This is a genomic window from Paenibacillus sp. FSL R7-0204, assembly GCF_038002225.1.
Taxonomy (GTDB): Bacteria; Bacillota; Bacilli; order Paenibacillales; family Paenibacillaceae; genus Paenibacillus_AQ.
This window is the reverse complement of sequence record NZ_JBBOCA010000001.1, coordinates 2694896-2715445: the sequence shown is the minus strand read 5'-3', so window position 1 is coordinate 2715445 and position 20550 is coordinate 2694896. Positions and strand designations below refer to the sequence as shown.

Here is a 20550-nt window from a genome sequence, read left to right as displayed (position 1 = left end):
ACAGATGGAGGGATAACAATGAGTGAATTTCAAGCTGATTCTATAAATTTCAAGACCGAGCAAGCCACTTTCGCCGGTGGATGCTTCTGGTGTATGGTATCCCCTTTTGAAGAGCTTCCCGGCATTGTCAAGATTATCTCCGGCTATACAGGCGGACATACCGTGAACCCGACCTACGAGGAAGTATGCTCGGAAACCACCGGACATGTTGAAGCGGTGCAGATAACGTTCAATCCGGATATTTTCCCATATAATAAGCTGCTTGAGCTGTTCTGGCAGCAGATTGACCCCACCGATGCCGGAGGGCAATTCCATGACCGCGGCACTTCTTACGGAACGGCCATCTTCACCCATTCGGAGGAGCAGCGCCAGCAGGCAGAGGCTTCCAAGGCGGCCCTTCAAGCCAGCGGACGATTCTCCGCTCCTATTGTGACGCCTATTCTTCCGGCTAAGCCATTCTATCCCGCTGAAGAATATCATCAGGGTTATCATCACAAGAATCCAGGCCACTACAAGCGTTACCGCAAGGGTTCAGGCCGGGAAGCGTTCATCGAAGCCCACTGGACGCATAAAGAGGATCCTCAGAGCCTGAAGGAGCGCCTGACTCCGCTTCAATATGAGGTGACACAGAATAGCGCTACGGAATCTCCGTTCCGCAACGAATTCTGGGATCACCACGGGGACGGGATCTATGTGGATATTGTCTCCGGGGAGCCGCTGTTCAGCTCAGAGGATAAGTTCGATTCCGGCTGCGGCTGGCCGAGCTTCACGCGTCCGATCCGGGACTATGCAGTCAAGGAGAAAACCGACCTCAGCCACCTGATGGTCCGCACCGAGGTACGGAGCAAAACAGCGGATTCCCATTTGGGCCATGTATTCAATGACGGCCCTGGCGCGAACGGACTGCGGTACTGCATTAACTCAGCAGCTCTGCGCTTTGTTCCCAAAGAGGACCTGGAGAAGGAAGGCTACGGCGAGTACCGCGTGCTCTTCCAGCATGCTTAAGGCTGGAACTGGACACCCCGGTTTCTCTGCTCCTCTAATGGACAGCTTTGATCATTTACCTGCGCGCTAGCACAATGTATGCTGTTTTCCACATACATTCGGGCCACACGCCCACAACAGACGAAAATCTTATTTTCCTGAACAAAACAAAGCCTCCAGCCCGGATTCACGGGTAGGGAGGCTTTATTCTTTACATAAACGATCCTATGTTTGTTCGTACAGCCCGTTCTACTTGTTCTGCTTATCCGTATTCTCCTCTGCCGGTGCGGCTGGTACTACAGGTGCATTCTCAGGATGAGGCTGCGGTTCCCGGTCCGGCAGACGGTTGCCGCCCAGCCGTGCCTGTTCAGAGTGCGCGGGTTGCCGCCGCTTGAAGCTTTTCCGTGACCAGAGCACCAGCGCCACCACCACTCCAGCTACCAGCAGGACGGGGAGCGCAGCCGCCAGTACAACAACAAGCCACTGGAACATCACAGACAACGCCTTCATGCTGCTCTTGAGCGCTTCCGAAGCCCGTTCACCCAGCGGCCCCTCGGAATTAGTCTGTGTAAGGGCAAGACTCTTCTCAGTCTGGTAGAGGCGAAGCTCCACTGTAGAGAAAGATACGTTCTGGTCAATATACCGAATTCTGCCCTTGATCTGTTCGATTTGCTCCTGGATTTCCCCAAGCTGGTTGGCGAACTGGACGAGATCAGCCGGTTTAGTCGCTTTTTTCATAAAATCAATATACTGTGCCTCCATCATCTGCTTCGCCTTCAGGCGTGACTCCAGGTCCACATACTCCTCCGACACATCCTGCCCCTGGATGCTTCTCTGGAGCTTCTCATGCTTAATCTTCTCCAGATTGTTCAGGAACGGTGAGAAGCCCGCCGCAGGCACTTTCAGGATAAAGGTTCCGCCCTGTTCATATTCAGACATATTCTCTGAGAATTCGATAATGTAGCCCCCGGCCAGAGTAACCAAATTCCGCACTTCAGTCTGCGCTGCCCCGTAGTCGCTTACCTCCATATTGAGGTTCGCCTTGTAGATCAGCTTCTTGTTCAGTCCTGCTACCACATCCGTGCCGGTGAATCCGGCAGAAGCATCTGCCCCTTGCCCAGCATCCGCCCCAGGGAGTGCTGAATTTCCGCCGCCGCCCTTCACTGCAGCCTGATCATTGACAGCCATCGCCGTGTTGGAGGTTAGACTATCCTGCTTGCCTTCCACCGCAGCAGGCGCACTCTCCGCTGATCCGTCGGATGCTGCTTCATTTCTTAACGCGCTTTCTGTATTCGCTGCCGAATCTGAATTATTACTCGACGCGCCGCATCCCGCCAGAACTACGGCTACAACCACTAGATACAACAATAAGTAATGCAGACCCCATTTTCGCATGCTCATTCCTCCATAAAATGTAATTGTATACTGCTTCCGGTGTTTCAGCTTCCGCAGCGAAAGGCCGTTATCTGTATCGGTCCGTTCCGCGCTTATCCCTCTTGACGTTCCAAAAGCTGGAAGGTTGCAGTCATTTCAGGAAAATAACAAAGAAGACCATTCACCGAGGAATTGCCCTGTGTGGCCTTGTTTGCGTAATGTCTCTGTATTTGTTACAATTACGATGATAAAACGGCAAAAAAACACCAAAAACCCTATTCGCATAGAATAAGGTTATGGCGCTATTCGGACAAGCTCCACCTTGCCCGGGCAGCTGTGATTCTTTTCTTGCCGATTTATGTTGCCTACTACTACAAGAGGAGGTGAACCCTCATGGCAAAAGACGTATTGTGCGCAGTTAATTCTTGCACCTACTGGGCTGAAGAGAACAAATGCAACGCTGAATCCATCTTCGTTGCTTATCACAGCTCCAAGCAGCCTACACAATCTGAGGAAACAGATTGCAAAACCTTCGAAAGCAAATAATGAATGATAGCAGAAGTTGAAGGAGCCCTCCACAGGTTCCTTCTTTCTTTTCTCATTCTATCAAGAATGAGAATTATTATCAAGTGTTTCCTGCAAAAAACAAACCACTGCGGGCCGGAGACTGTACTCTCCCGCTTGCAGTGGTTTTTGTGTGCAAATCTAAGAATCTTAAGCGGAACAGCTTCGTTCGTTAACGGGTCACTGCGCCGTGCTGCTCTCTTACCAGGACCGCGGCCTTCACCATATTGCGCAATGCGCCTGTGGTCTCTTCCCAGCCCCGTGTCTTCAGTCCGCAGTCGGGATTAATCCAGAACTGCTGGACATCCAGCACGCGCAGCGCACGTTCGATGGCCGAAGTCATCTCCTCTACCACCGGTACGCGCGGACTGTGGATATCATACACACCCAGTCCAATCCCCTTGTCGTATTCCTGCTCCTCGAAGCTGACGATCAGTTCACCATGGCTGCGCGAGGTCTCAATGGAGATGACATCCGCATCCATCGCCGAGATCGAACCGATCATGTCATTGAATTCGCTGTAGCACATATGCGTATGCACCTGCGTGGTGTCCTTGACATGATTCGTGGCGGTCCGGAAGGATTTCACCGCCCAGTTGAGGTAATACTCATGATCTCTCGCCTTCAGCGGCAGACCTTCGCGGATCGCCGGCTCATCGACCTGGATCATCTCGATACCAGCCTCCTCGAGTGCGGATACTTCATGACGCAGGGCGAGGGCAATCTGTCCGGCCACCGCCTCGCGGCTGAGATCATCGCGGACAAAGGACCAGTTCAGGATCGTGACCGGTCCGGTCAGCATTCCCTTAACAGGCAGCTTCGTCAGTGACTGGGCATACACGCTCTCCTTGACGGTCATCGGCTCGATAAAAGCAACATCGGCATAGATTACCGGCGGCTTCACGCAGCGTGAGCCGTACGACTGAACCCAGCCGCCTGCGGTGAACAGATAGCCGGCCAGCTTCTCCCCGAAGAATTCCACCATATCCGTACGCTCGAACTCTCCGTGTACCAGCACATCCAGACCAAGCTCCTCCTGAAGCGTAATCGCTTCAGCGATCTGCCGCTTGATGAACAAGTCATAACGCTCCTGGTTCCAGACTCCCTTGCGCCATTTCAGACGGGCCTGGCGGACTTCAGCCGTCTGCGGGAAGCTGCCGATGGTCGTGGTCGGCAGCAGCGGCAGACGCCACTTCTCCTGCTGAACCTTCACACGCTCGGCGAACGGAAGGCTGCGGCGGTCCGGCAGCTGGGCAAGGGCACGCACCTGCTCGGCTACATCCTTACGCCCGCGCTCCGGCAGGGCACGGAATACGGCCAGCACCTCACGGCTGCGCTCCAGCTCGGCGGCATAACGCTCTCTTCCTTCGTTCGCGGCTGCCGCAATCAGAACCAGCTCGGCCAGCTTCTCATTAGCGAATGCCAAGGCATTTTTGACCGCAGCCTTCAGCTTGACCTCGCCTTCAACCGTTACAGGCACATGCAGCAGACTTGACGCTGGCTGGAGAATTAACTGTTCCTGAGCCACATAGGTCAGCAGCCTCGCTACCAGCTCCAGCTTGGCATCGGTATCGGCGCGCCAGATGTTGCGTCCGTCTAGGATACCGGCTCCGAGTGTCTTATCCTGCGGCCACCCGAGGCGTGCAACCGACTCCAGATTCTTGCCGCCGTCATGGACGAAGTCAAGACCCAGACCCTGCACAGGCAGCGCCAGCAGGGCTTCGAGGGGCTCAGCAGCTTCGAAGTATGTCTGCAGCATCAGGTTCAGACCTGGTACGGCAGCAGCAATCTCACCGTAAATGCTCTTCAGCAGCGCGGTATCCTCAGCCGTTAAGCCTGTAACAATCGCCGGTTCATCGATCTGTACCCAGGCCACTCCTTCCTCCTTCAGCTCCTGCAGCAGCTGCACATACAGCGGGAGGAAGCGTGCGGCAACGGCGGCGATGTCTGCTGCCGGGAAGCCCTTGGACAGCTTCAGGAAGGTATACAGTCCGACTATAACGGGCTTGCCCTCAATGCCTGCCCGCTCCTTGGCGAAGCGGTAGGCAGCCAGCGGTTTATTCGCTGTCAATACCGGAGTCAGGCTGCCGATCTCAGGCACAATGTAGTGGTAATTCGTATTGAACCATTTGGTCATCTCGCAGGCCGGAGCCCGTGCATTGCCGCGCGCCATTGCAAAGTACAGATCCAGCGGAATCTCTCCGCCCTTATATCCATAACGCTCCGGTACGATTCCGAACATGGCGGCGGTATCCAGCACATGGTCATAGAAGGTGAAATCGCCCACCGGAATCAGGTCAATTCCGGCCTGCTGCTGGGTCTGTAAATGCTGAAGCTGGATATCCTCCATCTGCGAGCGGAAGCTCTGCTCCTCGATTTTTCCGGCCCAATAAGCCTCCAATACTTTCTTCCATTCACGGTTCTTGCCGATTCTCGGATAACCGAGGCTGCTAGTCTTGATTCCTTTACTCATAGCTGTCCACTCCTCTGTATAATGGTCTGCCCTTATGCCTGCAAGCCTTAATCTGATGCCATCTTACTGCACGCCTACCGCGCCCCGCAACAGATTCCACGCAATCCGGCTATACAGATTCCCTATAACAGAACGCCAAAAAAAGCCGCCCCCCCATGAAGGAGGAGCAGCTTAGACATGGAGTCCCGGCGAAATCAAAACCAGATCAGATAGACCACACCCGCAAGTACAATCCGGTAGATCGCGAAGGGCAGCAGCTTGATCCGGTTAATCAGCTTCAGGAAGAAACGCATCGATACCAGTGCGAATACGAAGGCGCTGATGAACCCGGCAATGAAGAACGGCAAGGCATCCAGCGTAAAATACTGCCAGTTCTTCAGCAGTGAAATCAGGCTCGCCCCGGCCATAATCGGCACCGCCATGATGAAGGTGAAATCGGCTGCCGCACGATGGCTCATGCCCAGCAGAACCCCGCCGGATATTGTCGAGCCGGACCGCGAAAAGCCCGGCCACAGGGAGATACATTGGATCAATCCGACTGATAGCGCCTGCCTATATGTAATTTGATCCACACTCTCAGTCCGGGCATTCGCAGGCGCAAAACGGTCGGCACAGATCATAAATAACGCTCCAACCACAAGTCCAATCAGCACTGTAAAGGTAGAAAACAGATGCTCATCAATGTAATCCTCCAACAGAAATCCGAAGATGCCGGCCGGAAGCAGCCCGACAAGGATATGCGTCAGCTTCAGCCGTCCTTCCGCCGGAGCCTGCCGCTGCCCTTCCGGCACTACGGCCAAGTCCTTGCGGCTGAGCTTCCCTAGGCCCAACAGATCAATGAACCGGTTACGGAAAATAATTACGACCGCAAGAATGGAGCCTAATTGAATTACTACCTTGAAGGAATTGGCCGTGTACTTCCCCAGGAACTCCTGCGATTTAAGCCACATATCATCTACGATGATCATATGGCCTGTCGAGGATACCGGAGCAAATTCGGTCAGCCCTTCCACAATTCCCAGGATGATTGCTTTGACAATGGTCAGCAGCTCCATGGCGATCCCCCCTTATTATTTCAATATAATAATTGTAAACTCGCACAGCTATTTCTGAAACTTACAACCCTCTTGCACTATTGCAAATTTTAGTCCATACCGCTCACTTGACAGACCAGAAGGAAGACTTTATATTTATATGCATGCGCATGCATTTATAATTAACAATCCCAGGCAAACCGAAGGAGCGAGAAGGATGACGAAAGATCTGTTCACCCCCTATGAGTATAAAAGCTTACAATTGAAGAACCGGGTGGTGATGCCGCCCATGTGCCAATATTCAGTTACCAATAAGGATGGAATCGCTAACGACTGGCATTACAACCACTATGTAAGCCGCGCTGTCGGCGGCACCGGACTGATCATTGTCGAGATGGCTGATGTAGACCCGGAAGGCCGGATTACCGATTATGATCTGGGACTCTGGTCTGATGAGCAGATTCCTGCGCTGGCGCGGATTGTGGAAGCCAGCCATGCCCATGGAGCCAAAATCGGAATTCAGGTGGCCCATGCCGGGCGCAAGGCGGAGGATGCCAAGGTTCCTGTCTCCTCTTCTGCTGTTCCTTTTGACGGCAACTCCAAGACTCCCCATGCCCTGACAACAGAAGAAGTTAAAGAAATGGTCCAGAAATTCAAACGCGGCGTAGAGCGTGCGGTTCAGGCCGGGTTCGACACTATTGAGCTGCACGGTGCCCACGGCTATCTGATTCACCAGTTCCACTCGCCGCTGACCAACAAGCGGACTGATGCGTACGGACAGGATCTGACCTTGTTTGGCCGGGAGGTGATCGCTGCCGCCAAAAGCGTAATGCCAGAGGATATGCCGCTGATCATGCGGATTTCCGCCAGAGAATATGTGAAAGGCGGCTACGGCCTCCAAGAGGGTCTGGAGATCAGCAGAGCCTATAAGGAAGCCGGGGCCGATATTTTCCATATCAGCTCAGGCGGTGAGGGAGCAGTTGACGCAGAGAATGGACCGGGCAACCACGCAGCCTATCAGTTACCGCTGGCAAGAACGATCCGCCAGGAGCTGAACGTGCCGGTGATTGCTGTCGGCCGGTTGGATGAAGCGGTTCTTGCCAATGCCGTCATTAGCAATGAAGAAGCAGACCTTGTGGCGGTGGGCCGGGGAATGCTCCGTAATCCTTACTGGACGCTGGAAGCCGGTGTGGCGCTGCGCAAAGACGCAGATATCCCTAAGCAGTACGCATTTGGATTCCCGCATTAAGGACAATTCGTCAGCAGCTTGCCTATGGTGATGGTATACTGTATAACAACTACTATTCATTACAGGTAACACCGGGAGGATGGAATACATGACTAACCCCCCTTCGAATGATCTGATTAACAGCTGGTTATCACTCTCTCTGATACAGATGAAGGTGGCCGCAGTCCTTGAAGCGAAGCTGACTGAGAACTATGAGTTATCGCTTAAGGAATTCTATGTATTGCTGTTTCTGTCCGAAGCCCCTGAGCAAAAGCTGAAGCTCCAGCAGCTGGAATCGATGGTCGGGCTTAGCCAGAGTGCTGTATCCCGGCTGGTCAGCCGCTTCGAAGCCAAGGGCTGCGGAGCGCTGGAGCGCAAGTCCTGCGAAGCGGACCGCAGAAGCATCTATACATCCCTGACTGCCATTGGCCAGGACAAGGTTGACCGGGCGAAGCAGACCGTTAATGAAGTGCTGCAGGAAGCCTTTCCTGTAGACGACACGCAGCTGCTGCTGGAGCAGCTTATCCAGCTGAAGCAATCCTAGAACCGGGGCAGCTGCCTGCCGGGTGCACCCGCCGTCCCTCCAGAGGGGCGGCGGGTTTTTGTCTGAACCTCCCTCTCCCCCTGAGCATACACCATACTATTAAGAATATATGAATAGCGGGGTGCAACGTATGTTATTCACAGCTATGCAGCTGGTTGGCGGTCTTATTCTCTCGGTAGGCTGGATTCCGCAGATTGTGCAGATCCTCAGGACCCGTTCGGTTGCAGATCTCAGTCTGAAAGCTTACCTGCTGATGCTGCTGGGCATCGCACTTATGGAGGCTTATGCGGTTAACCTGGCAACGCAGGGAGCCGGACTTGCTTTTCTGATCACCAATTCCTTGTCGTTGGCGGTTGTAACAACGGTTGTCTTGCTAATTATCCGCTACCGTCCCCAAGGGTAACAATGAATTCTTATGGCTGCACCCCCGTCCCATCTGCGTTATACTTTCTGTAACAAAAGGATGTAGGAGGTTGAGTGAATGAAGCAGAATAAGTATGACGACGCGGGTTTTTTTGCGAATTACAGCGGGATGCCCCGCTCTACGGGCGGACTGGAGGCTGCCGGAGAATGGGAGGTCTTCCGTACCCTGCTGCCTTATCTGGCGGGCCAGCGGGTGCTTGATCTGGGGTGCGGGTTCGGCTGGCACTGCCGGTATGCCCGGGAACAGGGGGCGGCTTCTGTTGTAGGCATAGATCTCTCCGCCAATATGCTGGAGCGTGCCCGTGCGATGACGGACGACCCGAAGATTGAGTATCTCCAGCTCGCGATTGAGGATGCCGCATTCGGGGCAGAGCAATTTGATACCGTGATCAGCTCGCTGGCGATCCACTATATTGAAGATTTCGGCAGTCTCTGCCGCCAGGTCCGGCATTGTCTGAAGCCCGGGGGGGCCTTCGTCTTCTCTGTAGAGCATCCGATCTTCACCGCGCTCGCCGCGCAGGATTGGCATTACAGCCCGGACGGGGAGAAGCAGCATTGGCCCGTCGACAACTATCACCTGGAAGGGCTGCGGCTGGCTGATTTTCTCGAACACGAGGTTGCCAAATACCACCGGACCACCGCCACCTACATCAATACGCTGCTCCATTCCGGCTTAGTCCTGAAGCAGCTGTCGGAGCTGCAGCCGACCCCTGAGATGCTGGAGAAGAATCCGGCCTGGCAGGAGGAGACGCGGCGTCCGATGTTCCTGCTGCTGTCAGCGGTGAAGCAGTAACAGACAGAACTCATTTCTAAAAACCACAAAAAAAAGACCAGCCGGACGGTAGTCCGCTGACCTTTTATCATCCCCGTGGTTCACGGAGTTCACATTGCATTGTTCACATTCACTGTGCCTTCCTGAGTCTTGGCAAGTGCGGACGGAATCTTAGGTGCCTGAACCAGCTTCCGTCTGCCCAGAGAGGTTGTAAAAGTGATTACATAACCGGCTACAACTACAGCCATCACAGTGTACAGGGTTTCTCTTAACGGCATATAGAAGAGGGAGAAAGCCAGAACGATTACATCCATCAGGATAAATACGGTTCCTACCTTAATACCTTTCCACTCACTGATCAGCACGGACAAAATATCGTCCCCGCCGCTCGCCCCGCCGCCCAGCAGGACCATTCCTGCGCCCAGACCTGTCAATACCCCGGACAACAGCGCCGCAAGCGGCAAGTTATCCTGCAGGTCAATAACCCAGCCGGAATAGCGTTCCATCAGCCCGTAGAATACCGTAAAGGCCACTACGGAAATGAAGGTGTTCACTACGAATGATTTTCCTTTGAAAATGATTGCGATGATGAGTACCGGAATGTCCAAAATCAGGATGCTTAGTGATGGTGAAATCCCCAGTACATACTTGCCGAGCAGCGACAATCCTACGAATCCGCCTTCGGTCAAGTGGTTCTGATAATTAATGTGATAATACGTAAATGCAAGCAATAGTGTTCCGGTTAAAATAATTGCTAACCGGAGCGGCAAACTCATGCCACTGTCTTGTTTCCTCATTACTCGGTCTCCCCTTATCGTATATGGCGGCTAGACGTTCGTGCCAGCCTCTACGAGGGGTTATACCGGAGGAGATGTTGCTCCTTCGCATACAATACTTCCTTCCCTTCGCAGAAGCGGCTTCGTCAATGAACAACGGTTCGCGCACATGCTACAGGGAAGCTAAGTATAAGACAGATCATAACGTTTCCAAATCGTCCTTTGGGGAATCGTCCTTCGGGGACACATGGTATCCTGATCCTTTCTTTAGTTTGATATGTTCTGAATAGATTATACCACGCGGAGGGGCCACTCTAAACAGTTTCCATTAAAAATAAGCAATCAGCCCGGATTCCGCAGCAGACGGTTGACGGTCTCGCGGCGGACGCCGATCAATTGACCGATCTCTTCCTGTGTCAGCAGATCTGTAAGCTGTGCGCCATGAGAATATTCGGTCAGCCAGCGGGTCAGCAGGGCCATCCGCTCCCCCGGCGTCCCAACGGTGAGATGATCGAGCCGCGTCTGCATGAACCGCACCTTCTCCTGAAGCAAAAGGGCGATCTCCATCACCTTCTCAGGCTTCTCCCTCAGCTCCCGGTACCATTCTGCAGCCGGAATCAGCTCGACCTCACTTTTCATCATTGCCACTGCGGTTCCATGCGCCTCCTTCGGCGAAATGAGGGAATGATGCGGAACAGTCTCACCCGGATATAACAGGTTGAACAGTACCATGTTCCCGTTCTCATGCAGTCTCGTGACCTTGAACAGTCCGCTCTTCACCTTGAACAGGTTCTGGCCGCCGTCTCCCTGGCGGAATAAGACCTCACCTCTGTGCAGAATCATTTCGCATTCTCCTTTGCCTTCTCTGTATATATATTTTTAATTATACCGAAATAAGACACTAAAATGGAGGGGCAAGCGTAAAACAACCATTTTTCAAGAGTTCAACGGCAAAGAAACCGACTGGGGGCAGAGAATGGTCTCTGCTCCCAGTCGGTTTCAGGGAAATGCAAGATAGGTTATTTTGCCCGGATGGTCTTATCCAGCTTGTTCAGTGTTCTCTTGGTTCATATATAATTCATAGAAGTAGCCTTTGGATTCCATTAATTCAGAGAAGCTTCCCTTCTCCACAATGCGTCCCTTATTCAGGGTGATAACTTCGTCATAATGAGACAACACTTCGCTGTTCAAACGGTGAGTAATGGAGATAAGTGTCAGTCCAGGTATCGTGCTGATGCTATTCTCCACTTCCAAATACGAACCTTCGTCCAGCGCCGATGTAGCTTCATCCATCACCAGCAGGTCTTTGCTCCGCAGTAACGCCCGAGCTATGCTCAGCCGCTGCTTCTCTCCACCGGAGAAGTTTTTGCCGCCTTCTTCAATCCCTTTATCCAGCCCCTGGTCCAGCGCCTCTATCTGCTGCTTTAAACCGACAGCTTCCAGAGCCGTCCAGATCCGCCCGTCATGAATCTCCGGGTCAAACAGGGTAAGGTTCTCCCTTATACTGGCCTGAAAAAGAAACATATTCTGTGAGATGCTGCTCATAAACTCAAAGATCGAGCTACGTTCAGAGGCCGAAATTGAAGTCTGATCTATTCTAATCTCACCGGTATAATCGTTATAATACCCCATGATGAGCTTAATCAATGAGCTTTTCCCCGAACCGCTCGCACCAACAACCGCATACCGTCTTCCTTTTTCCAGCCGCAGCGAAATGTTTTGCAGCACCAGGTTGCTATTCAGCGTAAGCGACACGTCCTCGGCTTCAATACATTCCTTCATAGAAGGAATAGCCGGTTTGGGTACCGGAACAGGGATCAGACTATTATACTTAAGCACGAAGGTTTTAGCGCCCCGGATTTTCGGCAGATAATTTCCAATGTTGCCTAAAGGCGCTGAGATCCCGGTGGAAATAAAACTGACCGCGAACACTTCCCCGATAGTCAGACGGCCGTTGATTGCCAGAAACATACCCACCAACAGTACCCCGATCGTAATCATAATCGATGAAATCGCCACAGAGTTAGAGAGGAAATCCAGAAACAAAAAGGTTTTTCTCTTTTGTAGAGCTAACGCCTCATTATAAACCTGATGCTTCTCTCTCAGCCTAGCTTCAGCCTGATAATTTTTAAACACTTCATATCCAGCCAAAAAATCGCCGGTTCTTAATGTATAGTGCTGTAATTCACGCGAGTAGGCGTCCATCTTGCCTTCCAGAGTCTTCATGAACAGATTGGGCAGCAGGATTGGGATAAAGCTCACAACAACAATAAATAAGGTAACCCAGACGTTCATTTTCAGCAGGGCAACCAGTGTAATAATTAGCAGCAGCACTTCTTTCGTTACTTCAATAGCCGGTTTAATGTAATTCGTCTCCAGCACCTTAATATCATTTATAAGATCGGAAGTAAAAGCCGCTTCCCCGGTCTGCAGAAAGTCCGGCAGAGTATTATCTACAATCCCATTTAGCAGCTTCGTCCGGACCGTAATCATTACCCGCTTTGAATATTGGCTTTCTAAATAGCCGTAGATTAAATAGAGCAGGATAAGAGCCGCTGTAATTATTGTTATGCGGAGCAAAAAAACATCAAATGCGCCCTGGTCCTTCCCCTGTGCAACATCAAGCGAAAGACCCAGCTGCCTGGAAAACTCAACAGTAATTATTCCATATACAAGGTATATGCAAAAAAACAGCACCAGCCAAACCTTGCCGGAAAAGAAGCTGTGCTGTAAAGCGTTTCTTCTCACGCACCTACACCCCCTTCTTCCAGGTATTCTCCAGGATAAATACCACCCTGTCGCATAAGATCCTCGTAGGGTCCGAATCTGACAATTTCACCATCATCCAATATACAGATTTCATCATAATCACGTATTGTTTCATTAATCCGGTGAACAATGGAAATAATTGTTTTACCCTCAAGGGCCAGCAAAGTATGCTCTATCTCTACCGCTGTAATGTTATCAAGTGCAGAGGTGCCTTCATCAATGAGAAGTATTTGCGTATCGGTGATGCAGGCTCTAGCAATGGCAATCCGCTGTTTTTCTCCGCCCGAGAAATTCTTTCCGCCTTCGGTAATTATAGTATCTAGTCCTGCAGGGAGCGCATCCACCATCGTAGTAAGACCTGCAGCTCCAACAGCAGCAGCAATCTGCTCCTCGTTGTACGTATTATTAAATAGCGTAATATTATCCCGAAGCGTTCCCTCCATAATGAACACATTTTGGTGAATCACCGCAATATGAGACCATAAGCTTGACGGATTCAGGTCTCTGACCTCTTGGCTGTCAATGCGAATGCTGCCCTTATATGCCTCATTGTGGTATCCCATAATCAGCCGAAGCAATGTGCTTTTCCCGCTTCCGCTTTTACCGATTAGAGCATATTTCTTCCCCTTCACGAACCGGAAAGTAATTTCTCGCAGAATAGGGTGGCCTCCATATGAGAATCCGGCTTGCTGCAGAACAATCGCCTCATTGAACTGTTCCAGTTGCCGAAGGCTGTTATCCTGAATGTTGTCCTCAGTCTCTATTAACAAAAGATCAGTAATTTTGTCTCTTACTTCGCTCGTTGCACTAAGAGTGGTAAAATATCCGAGGATACTGGCAAGCGGGTTTCCTACATTATTAGTGAGCCCAAACAGCAGGGATACCGTTGCGACCGAGATCAATCCACCCAGCGCTGCATGGGTGAAATATAGTTGTGATCCGACCTTTAGCAGGTATACAGCGAGTATCACGAGCGTCATATTTAACACTTTTGCTACACTTTGACGCTGACGCTGATGTTCAAGCTTTTGTACATCCCTTTCAAAAAGCTGCTTGATCAGCGGTTCTCTGCGAAATGTTCTGACAAGTTCAAAGGAATGGATGTATTCCTGCACTTTACCGGTATACCGCGACATTTCCTGCGATACCTTAAGGCCTAAGCGCCCCAACTTCCTCTTCATAATAAAGGGCTGTACAACCGAGGGAATACAGAATAACAATACGAGGAACAGATAGGAAGGGCCGATCAGATATATGGAGAACAGCATAATCAGAAGCTGTACCGTATCTCCAATCAATTCGAGAATTGTCGCAAAATAATCTTCTTCGAGGGTATCCAGGTCATTTAGCAGGATGGATGAATAATGGGAGGTATGCTGTGCAAAGTAATCGGGCAGGCTCAGAGTGGACATCCGGGCGAACACATCTTGGCGCAATGATTTGGTAATTTCAAATAACAGGAAACGCTTAAGCACAGCAAGAACATTGAGCAGTAAAAGAAGAGTAACCAGCACGGCTGCACTGATGAAGGTAATTCTGTAGGCCTCAGGCAGACTCATCTGCCCGGTGGCCTTGGTAATCAATGAGTAAACGTAAAATACCAGGGATAGGCAGGTATACGTTATAATTGAGAAAAATATGTATAGCATCGCTATTGTCTTGTTTCTGAGAAAATACTTGCCCATCTCTTCCTCTCCTCACTACACCAACTCCACATTCAAGCTGGATACCTTGATCTTATCGTTCTGTCTGGAGAACTTAATAAAGCTGTCTTTAAGAATACAACTGCCGGAGCGTCTTGCCTGGATAATATCAATTTCGAATTTGTATATAACATCCTCCTGTGTCTTTTCGGTAAAATAGTTGTATAAGAGCTCCTCACATCTATGTACTTGTTCAAAATACAAAGAAGGACTCTTCTCTAGTTCGTCCCGGAACATCAGATCGGCCAAACCGAAATAAACAGGAATACGCGATTCATAATCAAATCTTTCCTTAATCGGCATCTCATTGATTTGATTGTGACAGTCATTAATTTGCAGCAGATACATATCATATAGCTTGGCCAGACCATACTTCCGGATCAGATAATTGATACAGGAGCTATAATAACTCATAACTGTTGAGATTAAGCTGACAAGTAGATCCAGGCGTTTATATCTGTTTCTGACATCTGATTTAAAAGAATAGAATTGAAGAAACACACTGGGATATTTGCGGACCATATCATTTAGTTCCCGATTAAATATTTTTGCATTATAAATGGATAAATCTACATCCGATTCATCGAAATACAGCTGATCACGAACTTTATCGGTCTCTATCGTGCTTGGCAGCGGCATGTACAAATGAAGCTGAACTCTTCTAATGTCATGCTCATACAGAAATTCCATCATCGAAAGCGTGTCATGCAGATCTTCGACCGTCTCATCCGGAAAGCCATAGATAAACGAGACTGTAAGAGAAAATCCCGTTTTCTTTAAGGTGAGTATCGTGCTGCGTGCCTTTTCGATATTGATATTCTTTTTAACATTCTTCTGCATATGCGTTGATCCCGTTTCAATACCAATATATATATCTGTGCACTTTGCCCGCCACATCAACTGAATCGTCTCATCGTCGAGGATATCAATTCTTGAAGAACAAGACCAGTTGAACGGCAAATCCTCAGTAATCAGCCGGTTGCAGAATTCATGGATGTACTTGCGGTTCACTGTCAGCATGTCATGCGTTAATCCAAACAGCTTAACCTCGTATTTCTCATGAAATATCTTCATTTCATCGATCAGAACATCAACGGGCTTAACTCTGAATTTCCTGCCCCAAAAGACACTGGTTGAGCAAAAGGTACACCCAAAAGGGCATCCGCGTCCAGCTTCCAGGAAAAATCTAGGGAACTCCTCAACCTCATCCTCGTCATACTCAAACACCGTATAATCGCCTAATTTATTGCCAGGAATAAGCGTACACATTGCCTTCTGTACAAAGCTTCCGTCTTCTCTATGAGCTATGCTAGGGATAGCAGTCAAATTCTTATTATTCACTAAGGTATCCATTAAATCTACAATAAAGAGTTCACTTTCCCCGAGAGCAACGACATCGACAAAGGGGAAATAGGATAGCGTATCTTTTGCTGTCAATGTCGCCTGGGGGCCTCCGAATACAATTTTAATGTCGCAGTTGTTCTCTTTGATTCGGTTCCCGGTGCAACATCACTCTGATGCCGTTGTCCAAGTAGTAACTCATGATTTCAAACAATGATATATCCCCTCTCCAAGAGAAAAATAATTAGGAAAAATGCCTGATCTTACGTGATTTATTATTGTTTCATGTTTCTATCCACAGTTTTTCCCCGTTTTATTTTTAATCACTAATTTGAGCCTTTATACCAATTTTATGTATGCACATCATACATTTCCTATTAATTACATGTCAATATTTTACTTTTTGATATTTCATAGAATTAATCCACTCTACACGTATGGGAGGGCGTTCGCAGTGACCAGTATTACTATTATACAAGGGTTGGACATACAAAAACCGCTGTGGAGCAGGGGGACACACCTGCTCCACAGCGGTTTTTGCGAATAAGTTGAATTTATTTATTAGCTACCGGCTTCTTCCAGAGCCCCAGGATCAGACCGGAAATCACGGAGCCGATCAGCACAGATAACAGGAACAGCGCGGCATTGCTGGACAGGAAGGCTACGAACACCCCGCCGTGCGGAGCAGGAACATTGAGGTTCCACAGCTGGGTCAGTCCTCCGGCTACGGCAGAGCCGATAATACAGGAGGTAAGCACCCGCAGCGGATCAGCCGCAGCGAACGGAATGGCTCCTTCGGTGATGAACGACAAGCCCAGTACATAGTTGGTTACACCGGATTTGCGTTCGGTCTCCGTGAATTTATTCTTAAAGAATGAGGTGGCCAGGGCAATTGCCAGCGGAGGTACCATCCCTCCGGCCATAACTGCGGCCATCATCATTCCGTTCGTATTGCCGCTGGACGTAAACACGCCGATGGCAAAGGTATAAGCTGCTTTGTTGAACGGCCCGCCCATATCAATGGCCATCATTCCGCCAAGCACCAGGCCGAGCAGGACTTTGTTGCCGGTACCCAGATTGTCAAGCGCTCCGGTTAGTCCCCCGTTGATCCAGCTGAATAACGGATCGAACAGGAAGTACATAATCCCGCCGGTAATCAAGAGGCTGAATACCGGATAGAGCAGAATCGGCTTCAGTCCGTCCAGGGTGCGCGGCAGGCCCGAGAAGGCTCTGCGGAGCATAACCACAACGTAACCTGCCAGGAACCCTGCCGCCAGACCGCCGAGGAAGCCTGAATTAGAGTTAAGAGCCATTAGACCGCCGACCATACCCGGCATCAGCGCAGGCCGGTCGCCGATGCTCATCGCGATAAATCCGGCCAGGATCGGAATCAGGAAGTGGAAGGCTCCGTCACCTCCGCCGATGCTCTGCAGCAGCTTAACCAGCGGGTTGTCGGGGCTGGCCACCTGTTCAATCAGGAAGGAGACCGCCAGCAGAATGCCGCCGCCGACTACGAACGGCAGCATATGCGAGATGCCGTTCATCAAGTCTTTGTAGATTTTGCTTCCAATAGAACCGGACTTCACAGGCGCAGAACCTTCTTCACTGCGTCCAGAGCTGCGGTAGATAGGCGCATCTCCTGCTACTGCGATCCGGATCAGCTCCTCTGACTTGCGGATACCGTCGCTAACCGGACGCTGGAGCACAGGCTTGCCGCTGAAGCGCTCCATCTCCACGTTCTTGTCAGCGGCAATAATGACTCCGCTGGCCCGGGCGATTTCCTCTGCGGTCAGCACATTCTGCGCACCCTCCGAGCCGTTGGTTTCGACACGGATATTGACGCCCATTTCCTTGGCTTTCTTCTTGAGGGCATCCTCTGCCATGAAGGTATGGGCGATTCCAGTAGGACAGGCTGTTACAGCAACTACAAAGCTCTGTGAATCCGGGTTCCCGGTAATGATCCGTGCCGTTTCAGCTTGCGGTACGGCTGCCTTAGGAGCAGCCTTCACTGCCGCAGCCTTAGCTTCCGCTTCTGCCTGGGCTTCAGCCTCCGCTTGCTTGGCATCGAATAAGGCGGACACCTCGGCAGGCGTCTTGGCACCCATGAGCTGTTCGATGAATTCGCTTTCAATGAGCAACCTGGACAGTGCAGCGAGTGTTCGCAGGTGCATATTTCCAGCTCCGTCCGGCGCGGCGATCATGAAGAATATATGGGCCGGTGCTTCATCCAGAGAGGCAAAATCAATTCCGGCACTACTCTTAGCAAATACCACCGTTGCTTCCTTGACGGCCTTGGTCTTGGCATGAGGCATGGCAATGCCTCCGCCGATGCCCGTGCTGGACTGGGCTTCACGCTCCAGAATTTTCTCCTTGAACAGCTTCGCATCCGTGATGCGTCCGCTGGCCGCGAGACTGGCAATCAGCTCGTCAATGGCCCCTTCCTTCGTGGTAGCCTGCAGCTCCATAATCATCGTTTCCTGTATCATCAAATCTGTAATTTTCATCTAATCTCAACTCCCCGAATGTACTTGAACCTCTTACCTCTGTTATTCATAGCTGAGATATGGCAATTAGCGGACGAAGCTCTTCAATCAATGCCTTGTCTGCCAAATCGTCGGAGAACGCTGTGGCACTTCCTGATGCCACGCCGGCACGGAACGCTTCCAGCACATTCCCTGTCAGCGACAAGGTGCCCACGAATCCGGCAATCATCGAATCTCCCGCACCTACTGAATTCTTCACCTTGCCCTTAGGAGCGCTGGCATGGTAGACTTCTTGCCCCGTAATGAACAATGCGCCTTCTCCAGCCATCGAGACCAGCACATGCTTGGCGCCCCCGCTAAGCAGCTTGCGTCCGTAAGTGATAATCTCTTCCCGGGTGCTGATCTGAACACCGAACAGTTCTGCCAGCTCATGGTGATTCGGCTTGACCAGCAGCGGTCCCTGGGATAATGCGTCCTGCAATGCCTGCCCTGTTGTATCAATAACAAACTCCGCGCCCTTCTGCTTGCATACTGCAATCAGCCTGCTGTAGAAATCCCCGCCCAGCGAAGGTGGCGTGCTGCCTGACAGAATCACAATGTCACCCGGCTTCAGGGCATCCAGCTTGTGCAGCAGCGAAGCCGTCTCGGTCTCCGTAATGACAGGACCTGCCCCGTTAATCTCCGTCTCCTGGCCTGCCTTAAGCTTAATATTGATCCGGGTATCGTCCGCAATAGAAACGAAGTCTCCGGCTATTCCCTCCTGGCCCAGCCAGGTCTCAATGTAGCCGCCGGTGAAGCCGCCAAGAAATCCGGTGGCCGTATTCTCGACGCCGAGCTGCTTCAGGACACGGGATACGTTAATTCCCTTCCCGCCGGGCAGCTTCATATCACGCTTCATCCGGTTGAGTCCGCCCAGTGTTAGCTCTTCTACCTCCACGATATAATCGACGGAAGGATTGAGTGTCACAGTATAGATCATCATTCATCCCTCATTTATAATGTTTGTCTTTCCATCACACCAGTGTATAATCCACATCCAGCTTATCAAGCTGTCTCCGGAAGCTATCAGGTATCCCGGTATCCAGAATGCAGTGGTCCATCTCCTGCAAATCTGCAACCTTGCAGAAGGAGATCTGCCCGATCTTACTATGGTCGGCCAGCAGAATCGTCTGCTTCGCTACAGCAATCATTTTGCGCTTCGTGGCCGCTTCCAGCATATTCGGCGTCGTAATCCCTTCGCGGATATCCAGCCCGTTGGTGCCGAGGAAGGCTTTATCCACCCGCACCATGTCCAGCGAGCGTTCGGTCATCGGCCCGACAAAAGCCATGGTGTCCGGCCTTAGCATCCCGCCTGTAATGGATACCTCAATATGACGGCAGTCCTTCAGCTCATTCAGCGCCATGATCGAGTTGGTGATGACCTTGAGATTACGGAATGATTTCAGCGCCCGGGCAATCTGCAGGGTGGTGGTACCCCCGTCAAGGAGAATGGCATCGCCTTCCTCAATCATCTCCACAGCCTTCCCGGCAATCCGCAGCTTCTCCTCCAGGAACCGGTCTTCCTTGTCCGGAACCGCGGCTTCAAAGTTCACACTCTGCAGGGACACCGCCCCGCCATGCGTACGCTTCAGCAACCGCGCTTCCTCCAGCTCCTTGAGGTCCCGGCGGATGGTGGATTCCGAGACGGACAGCTCCTGGCCCAGTTCCTGAACCGAGGCTCTTGTATGCTTCTCGACAAACAGCAGAATCATCCGTTTGCGTTCTTCTTCAAACATGCAGCTCACTCCTTAGGATGTGCAGCTACCCGCTGCCGGATTCCTATATATACAGTAACTACTGAATTCAAAGATAAGATGACTGGATTCAAATCACTTGTGATTGATGTTGACCATTTGTGCTCATTCATGATTGTAACAGCGTTTTCATTAACTGTAAAGAGGCTTTCTATGCTTATTTTTCGCCATAAAATCATCAGTTTAACCCTGCTATTCCTGTCTGGATTCACTGCTGCTGTAAGAATTGGATCAATTCCTGCTCATTTATGCTCATTTCAGCCTGTCAATGTATCATCCTGCGCGGCAA

The 20550-nt window shown here is 50.9% G+C and carries 17 protein-coding genes; 6 read left to right on the top strand and 11 right to left on the bottom strand.

Translation table 11 applies throughout. The annotated features are described in order from the left end of the window. Positions 1-18 precede the first annotated feature (18 nt). Positions 19-1005, top strand: a complete 987-nt coding sequence (msrA, locus tag MKX42_RS11905) for a peptide-methionine (S)-S-oxide reductase MsrA (RefSeq protein ID WP_340752690.1) — start codon at positions 19-21, stop codon at positions 1003-1005. Between the two features lie 228 nt (positions 1006-1233). Here the strand turns inward: msrA and MKX42_RS11900 are convergent, their stop codons facing one another. Continuing rightward, entirely contained in the window at positions 1234-2379 is a 1146-nt protein-coding gene (locus tag MKX42_RS11900; protein WP_340752689.1) for a DUF4349 domain-containing protein, read from the bottom strand. A 372-nt stretch (positions 2380-2751) separates the two neighbouring features. On the opposite strand from MKX42_RS11900, the gene MKX42_RS11895 reads away from it, so the two are divergent. After that, complete coding sequence (locus MKX42_RS11895) at positions 2752-2904, top strand: DUF1540 domain-containing protein (RefSeq protein ID WP_076079942.1); 153 nt, start codon at positions 2752-2754, stop codon at positions 2902-2904. A 190-nt stretch (positions 2905-3094) separates the two neighbouring features. Here the strand turns inward: MKX42_RS11895 and metE are convergent, their stop codons facing one another. Further along, positions 3095-5395, bottom strand: coding sequence for a 5-methyltetrahydropteroyltriglutamate--homocysteine S-methyltransferase (metE, locus tag MKX42_RS11890; protein ID WP_340752688.1), 2301 nt, complete (start codon positions 5393-5395; stop codon positions 3095-3097). A 194-nt stretch (positions 5396-5589) separates the two neighbouring features. Beyond that, complete coding sequence (locus MKX42_RS11885) at positions 5590-6450, bottom strand: undecaprenyl-diphosphate phosphatase (RefSeq protein ID WP_209871277.1); 861 nt, start codon at positions 6448-6450, stop codon at positions 5590-5592. 196 nt (positions 6451-6646) lie between these two features. Between MKX42_RS11885 and MKX42_RS11880 the strand changes: the two genes are divergently transcribed. The 4 genes from MKX42_RS11880 (at position 6647) to MKX42_RS11865 (ending at position 9417) form a co-directional block, all read left to right on the top strand. Beyond that, positions 6647-7678 carry an NADH:flavin oxidoreductase/NADH oxidase gene (locus tag MKX42_RS11880; RefSeq protein ID WP_340752687.1) on the top strand — a complete coding sequence of 344 codons (1032 nt, stop codon included), beginning with the start codon at positions 6647-6649 and terminating at the stop codon, positions 7676-7678. Positions 7679-7766: 88 nt separating this feature from the next. After that, complete coding sequence (locus tag MKX42_RS11875) at positions 7767-8201, top strand: MarR family winged helix-turn-helix transcriptional regulator (RefSeq protein ID WP_340752686.1); 435 nt, start codon at positions 7767-7769, stop codon at positions 8199-8201. A gap of 130 nt (positions 8202-8331) precedes the next feature. After that, positions 8332-8604 carry a PQ-loop domain-containing transporter gene (locus MKX42_RS11870; RefSeq protein ID WP_340752685.1) on the top strand — a complete coding sequence of 91 codons (273 nt, stop codon included), beginning with the start codon at positions 8332-8334 and terminating at the stop codon, positions 8602-8604. Between the two features lie 78 nt (positions 8605-8682). Further along, positions 8683-9417 (top strand): class I SAM-dependent methyltransferase, encoded by a 735-nt coding sequence (locus tag MKX42_RS11865; protein WP_340752684.1) that lies wholly within the window; start codon positions 8683-8685, stop codon positions 9415-9417. Positions 9418-9506: 89 nt separating this feature from the next. Here MKX42_RS11865 and MKX42_RS11860 read toward each other — a convergent pair whose 3' ends face one another. From MKX42_RS11860 to MKX42_RS11825, 8 genes are all read right to left on the bottom strand, one after another. Then, positions 9507-10193 (bottom strand): YitT family protein, encoded by a 687-nt coding sequence (locus MKX42_RS11860; RefSeq protein ID WP_340752683.1) that lies wholly within the window; start codon positions 10191-10193, stop codon positions 9507-9509. A gap of 321 nt (positions 10194-10514) precedes the next feature. After that, the gene (locus MKX42_RS11855; protein ID WP_036731809.1) at positions 10515-11015 is read right to left on the bottom strand and encodes a Crp/Fnr family transcriptional regulator; all 501 of its coding nucleotides are present in this window, start codon (positions 11013-11015) and stop codon (positions 10515-10517) included. 195 nt (positions 11016-11210) lie between these two features. Beyond that, positions 11211-12869: an ABC transporter ATP-binding protein gene (locus MKX42_RS11850; protein ID WP_340757672.1), complete on the bottom strand. Its 1659-nt coding sequence runs from the start codon at positions 12867-12869 to the stop codon at positions 11211-11213. 47 nt (positions 12870-12916) lie between these two features. Continuing rightward, entirely contained in the window at positions 12917-14626 is a 1710-nt protein-coding gene (locus tag MKX42_RS11845; protein WP_340752682.1) for an ABC transporter ATP-binding protein, read from the bottom strand. Between the two features lie 15 nt (positions 14627-14641). Then, complete coding sequence (locus MKX42_RS11840) at positions 14642-16081, bottom strand: B12-binding domain-containing radical SAM protein (protein WP_340752681.1); 1440 nt, start codon at positions 16079-16081, stop codon at positions 14642-14644. 458 nt (positions 16082-16539) lie between these two features. After that, positions 16540-18489, bottom strand: a complete 1950-nt coding sequence (locus MKX42_RS11835; protein ID WP_340752680.1) for a PTS fructose transporter subunit IIABC — start codon at positions 18487-18489, stop codon at positions 16540-16542. 46 nt (positions 18490-18535) lie between these two features. Next, entirely contained in the window at positions 18536-19447 is a 912-nt protein-coding gene (pfkB, locus tag MKX42_RS11830) for a 1-phosphofructokinase (RefSeq protein WP_340757671.1), read from the bottom strand. Between the two features lie 34 nt (positions 19448-19481). Beyond that, complete coding sequence (locus MKX42_RS11825; protein ID WP_340752679.1) at positions 19482-20243, bottom strand: DeoR/GlpR family DNA-binding transcription regulator; 762 nt, start codon at positions 20241-20243, stop codon at positions 19482-19484. Positions 20244-20550 lie beyond the last annotated feature (307 nt).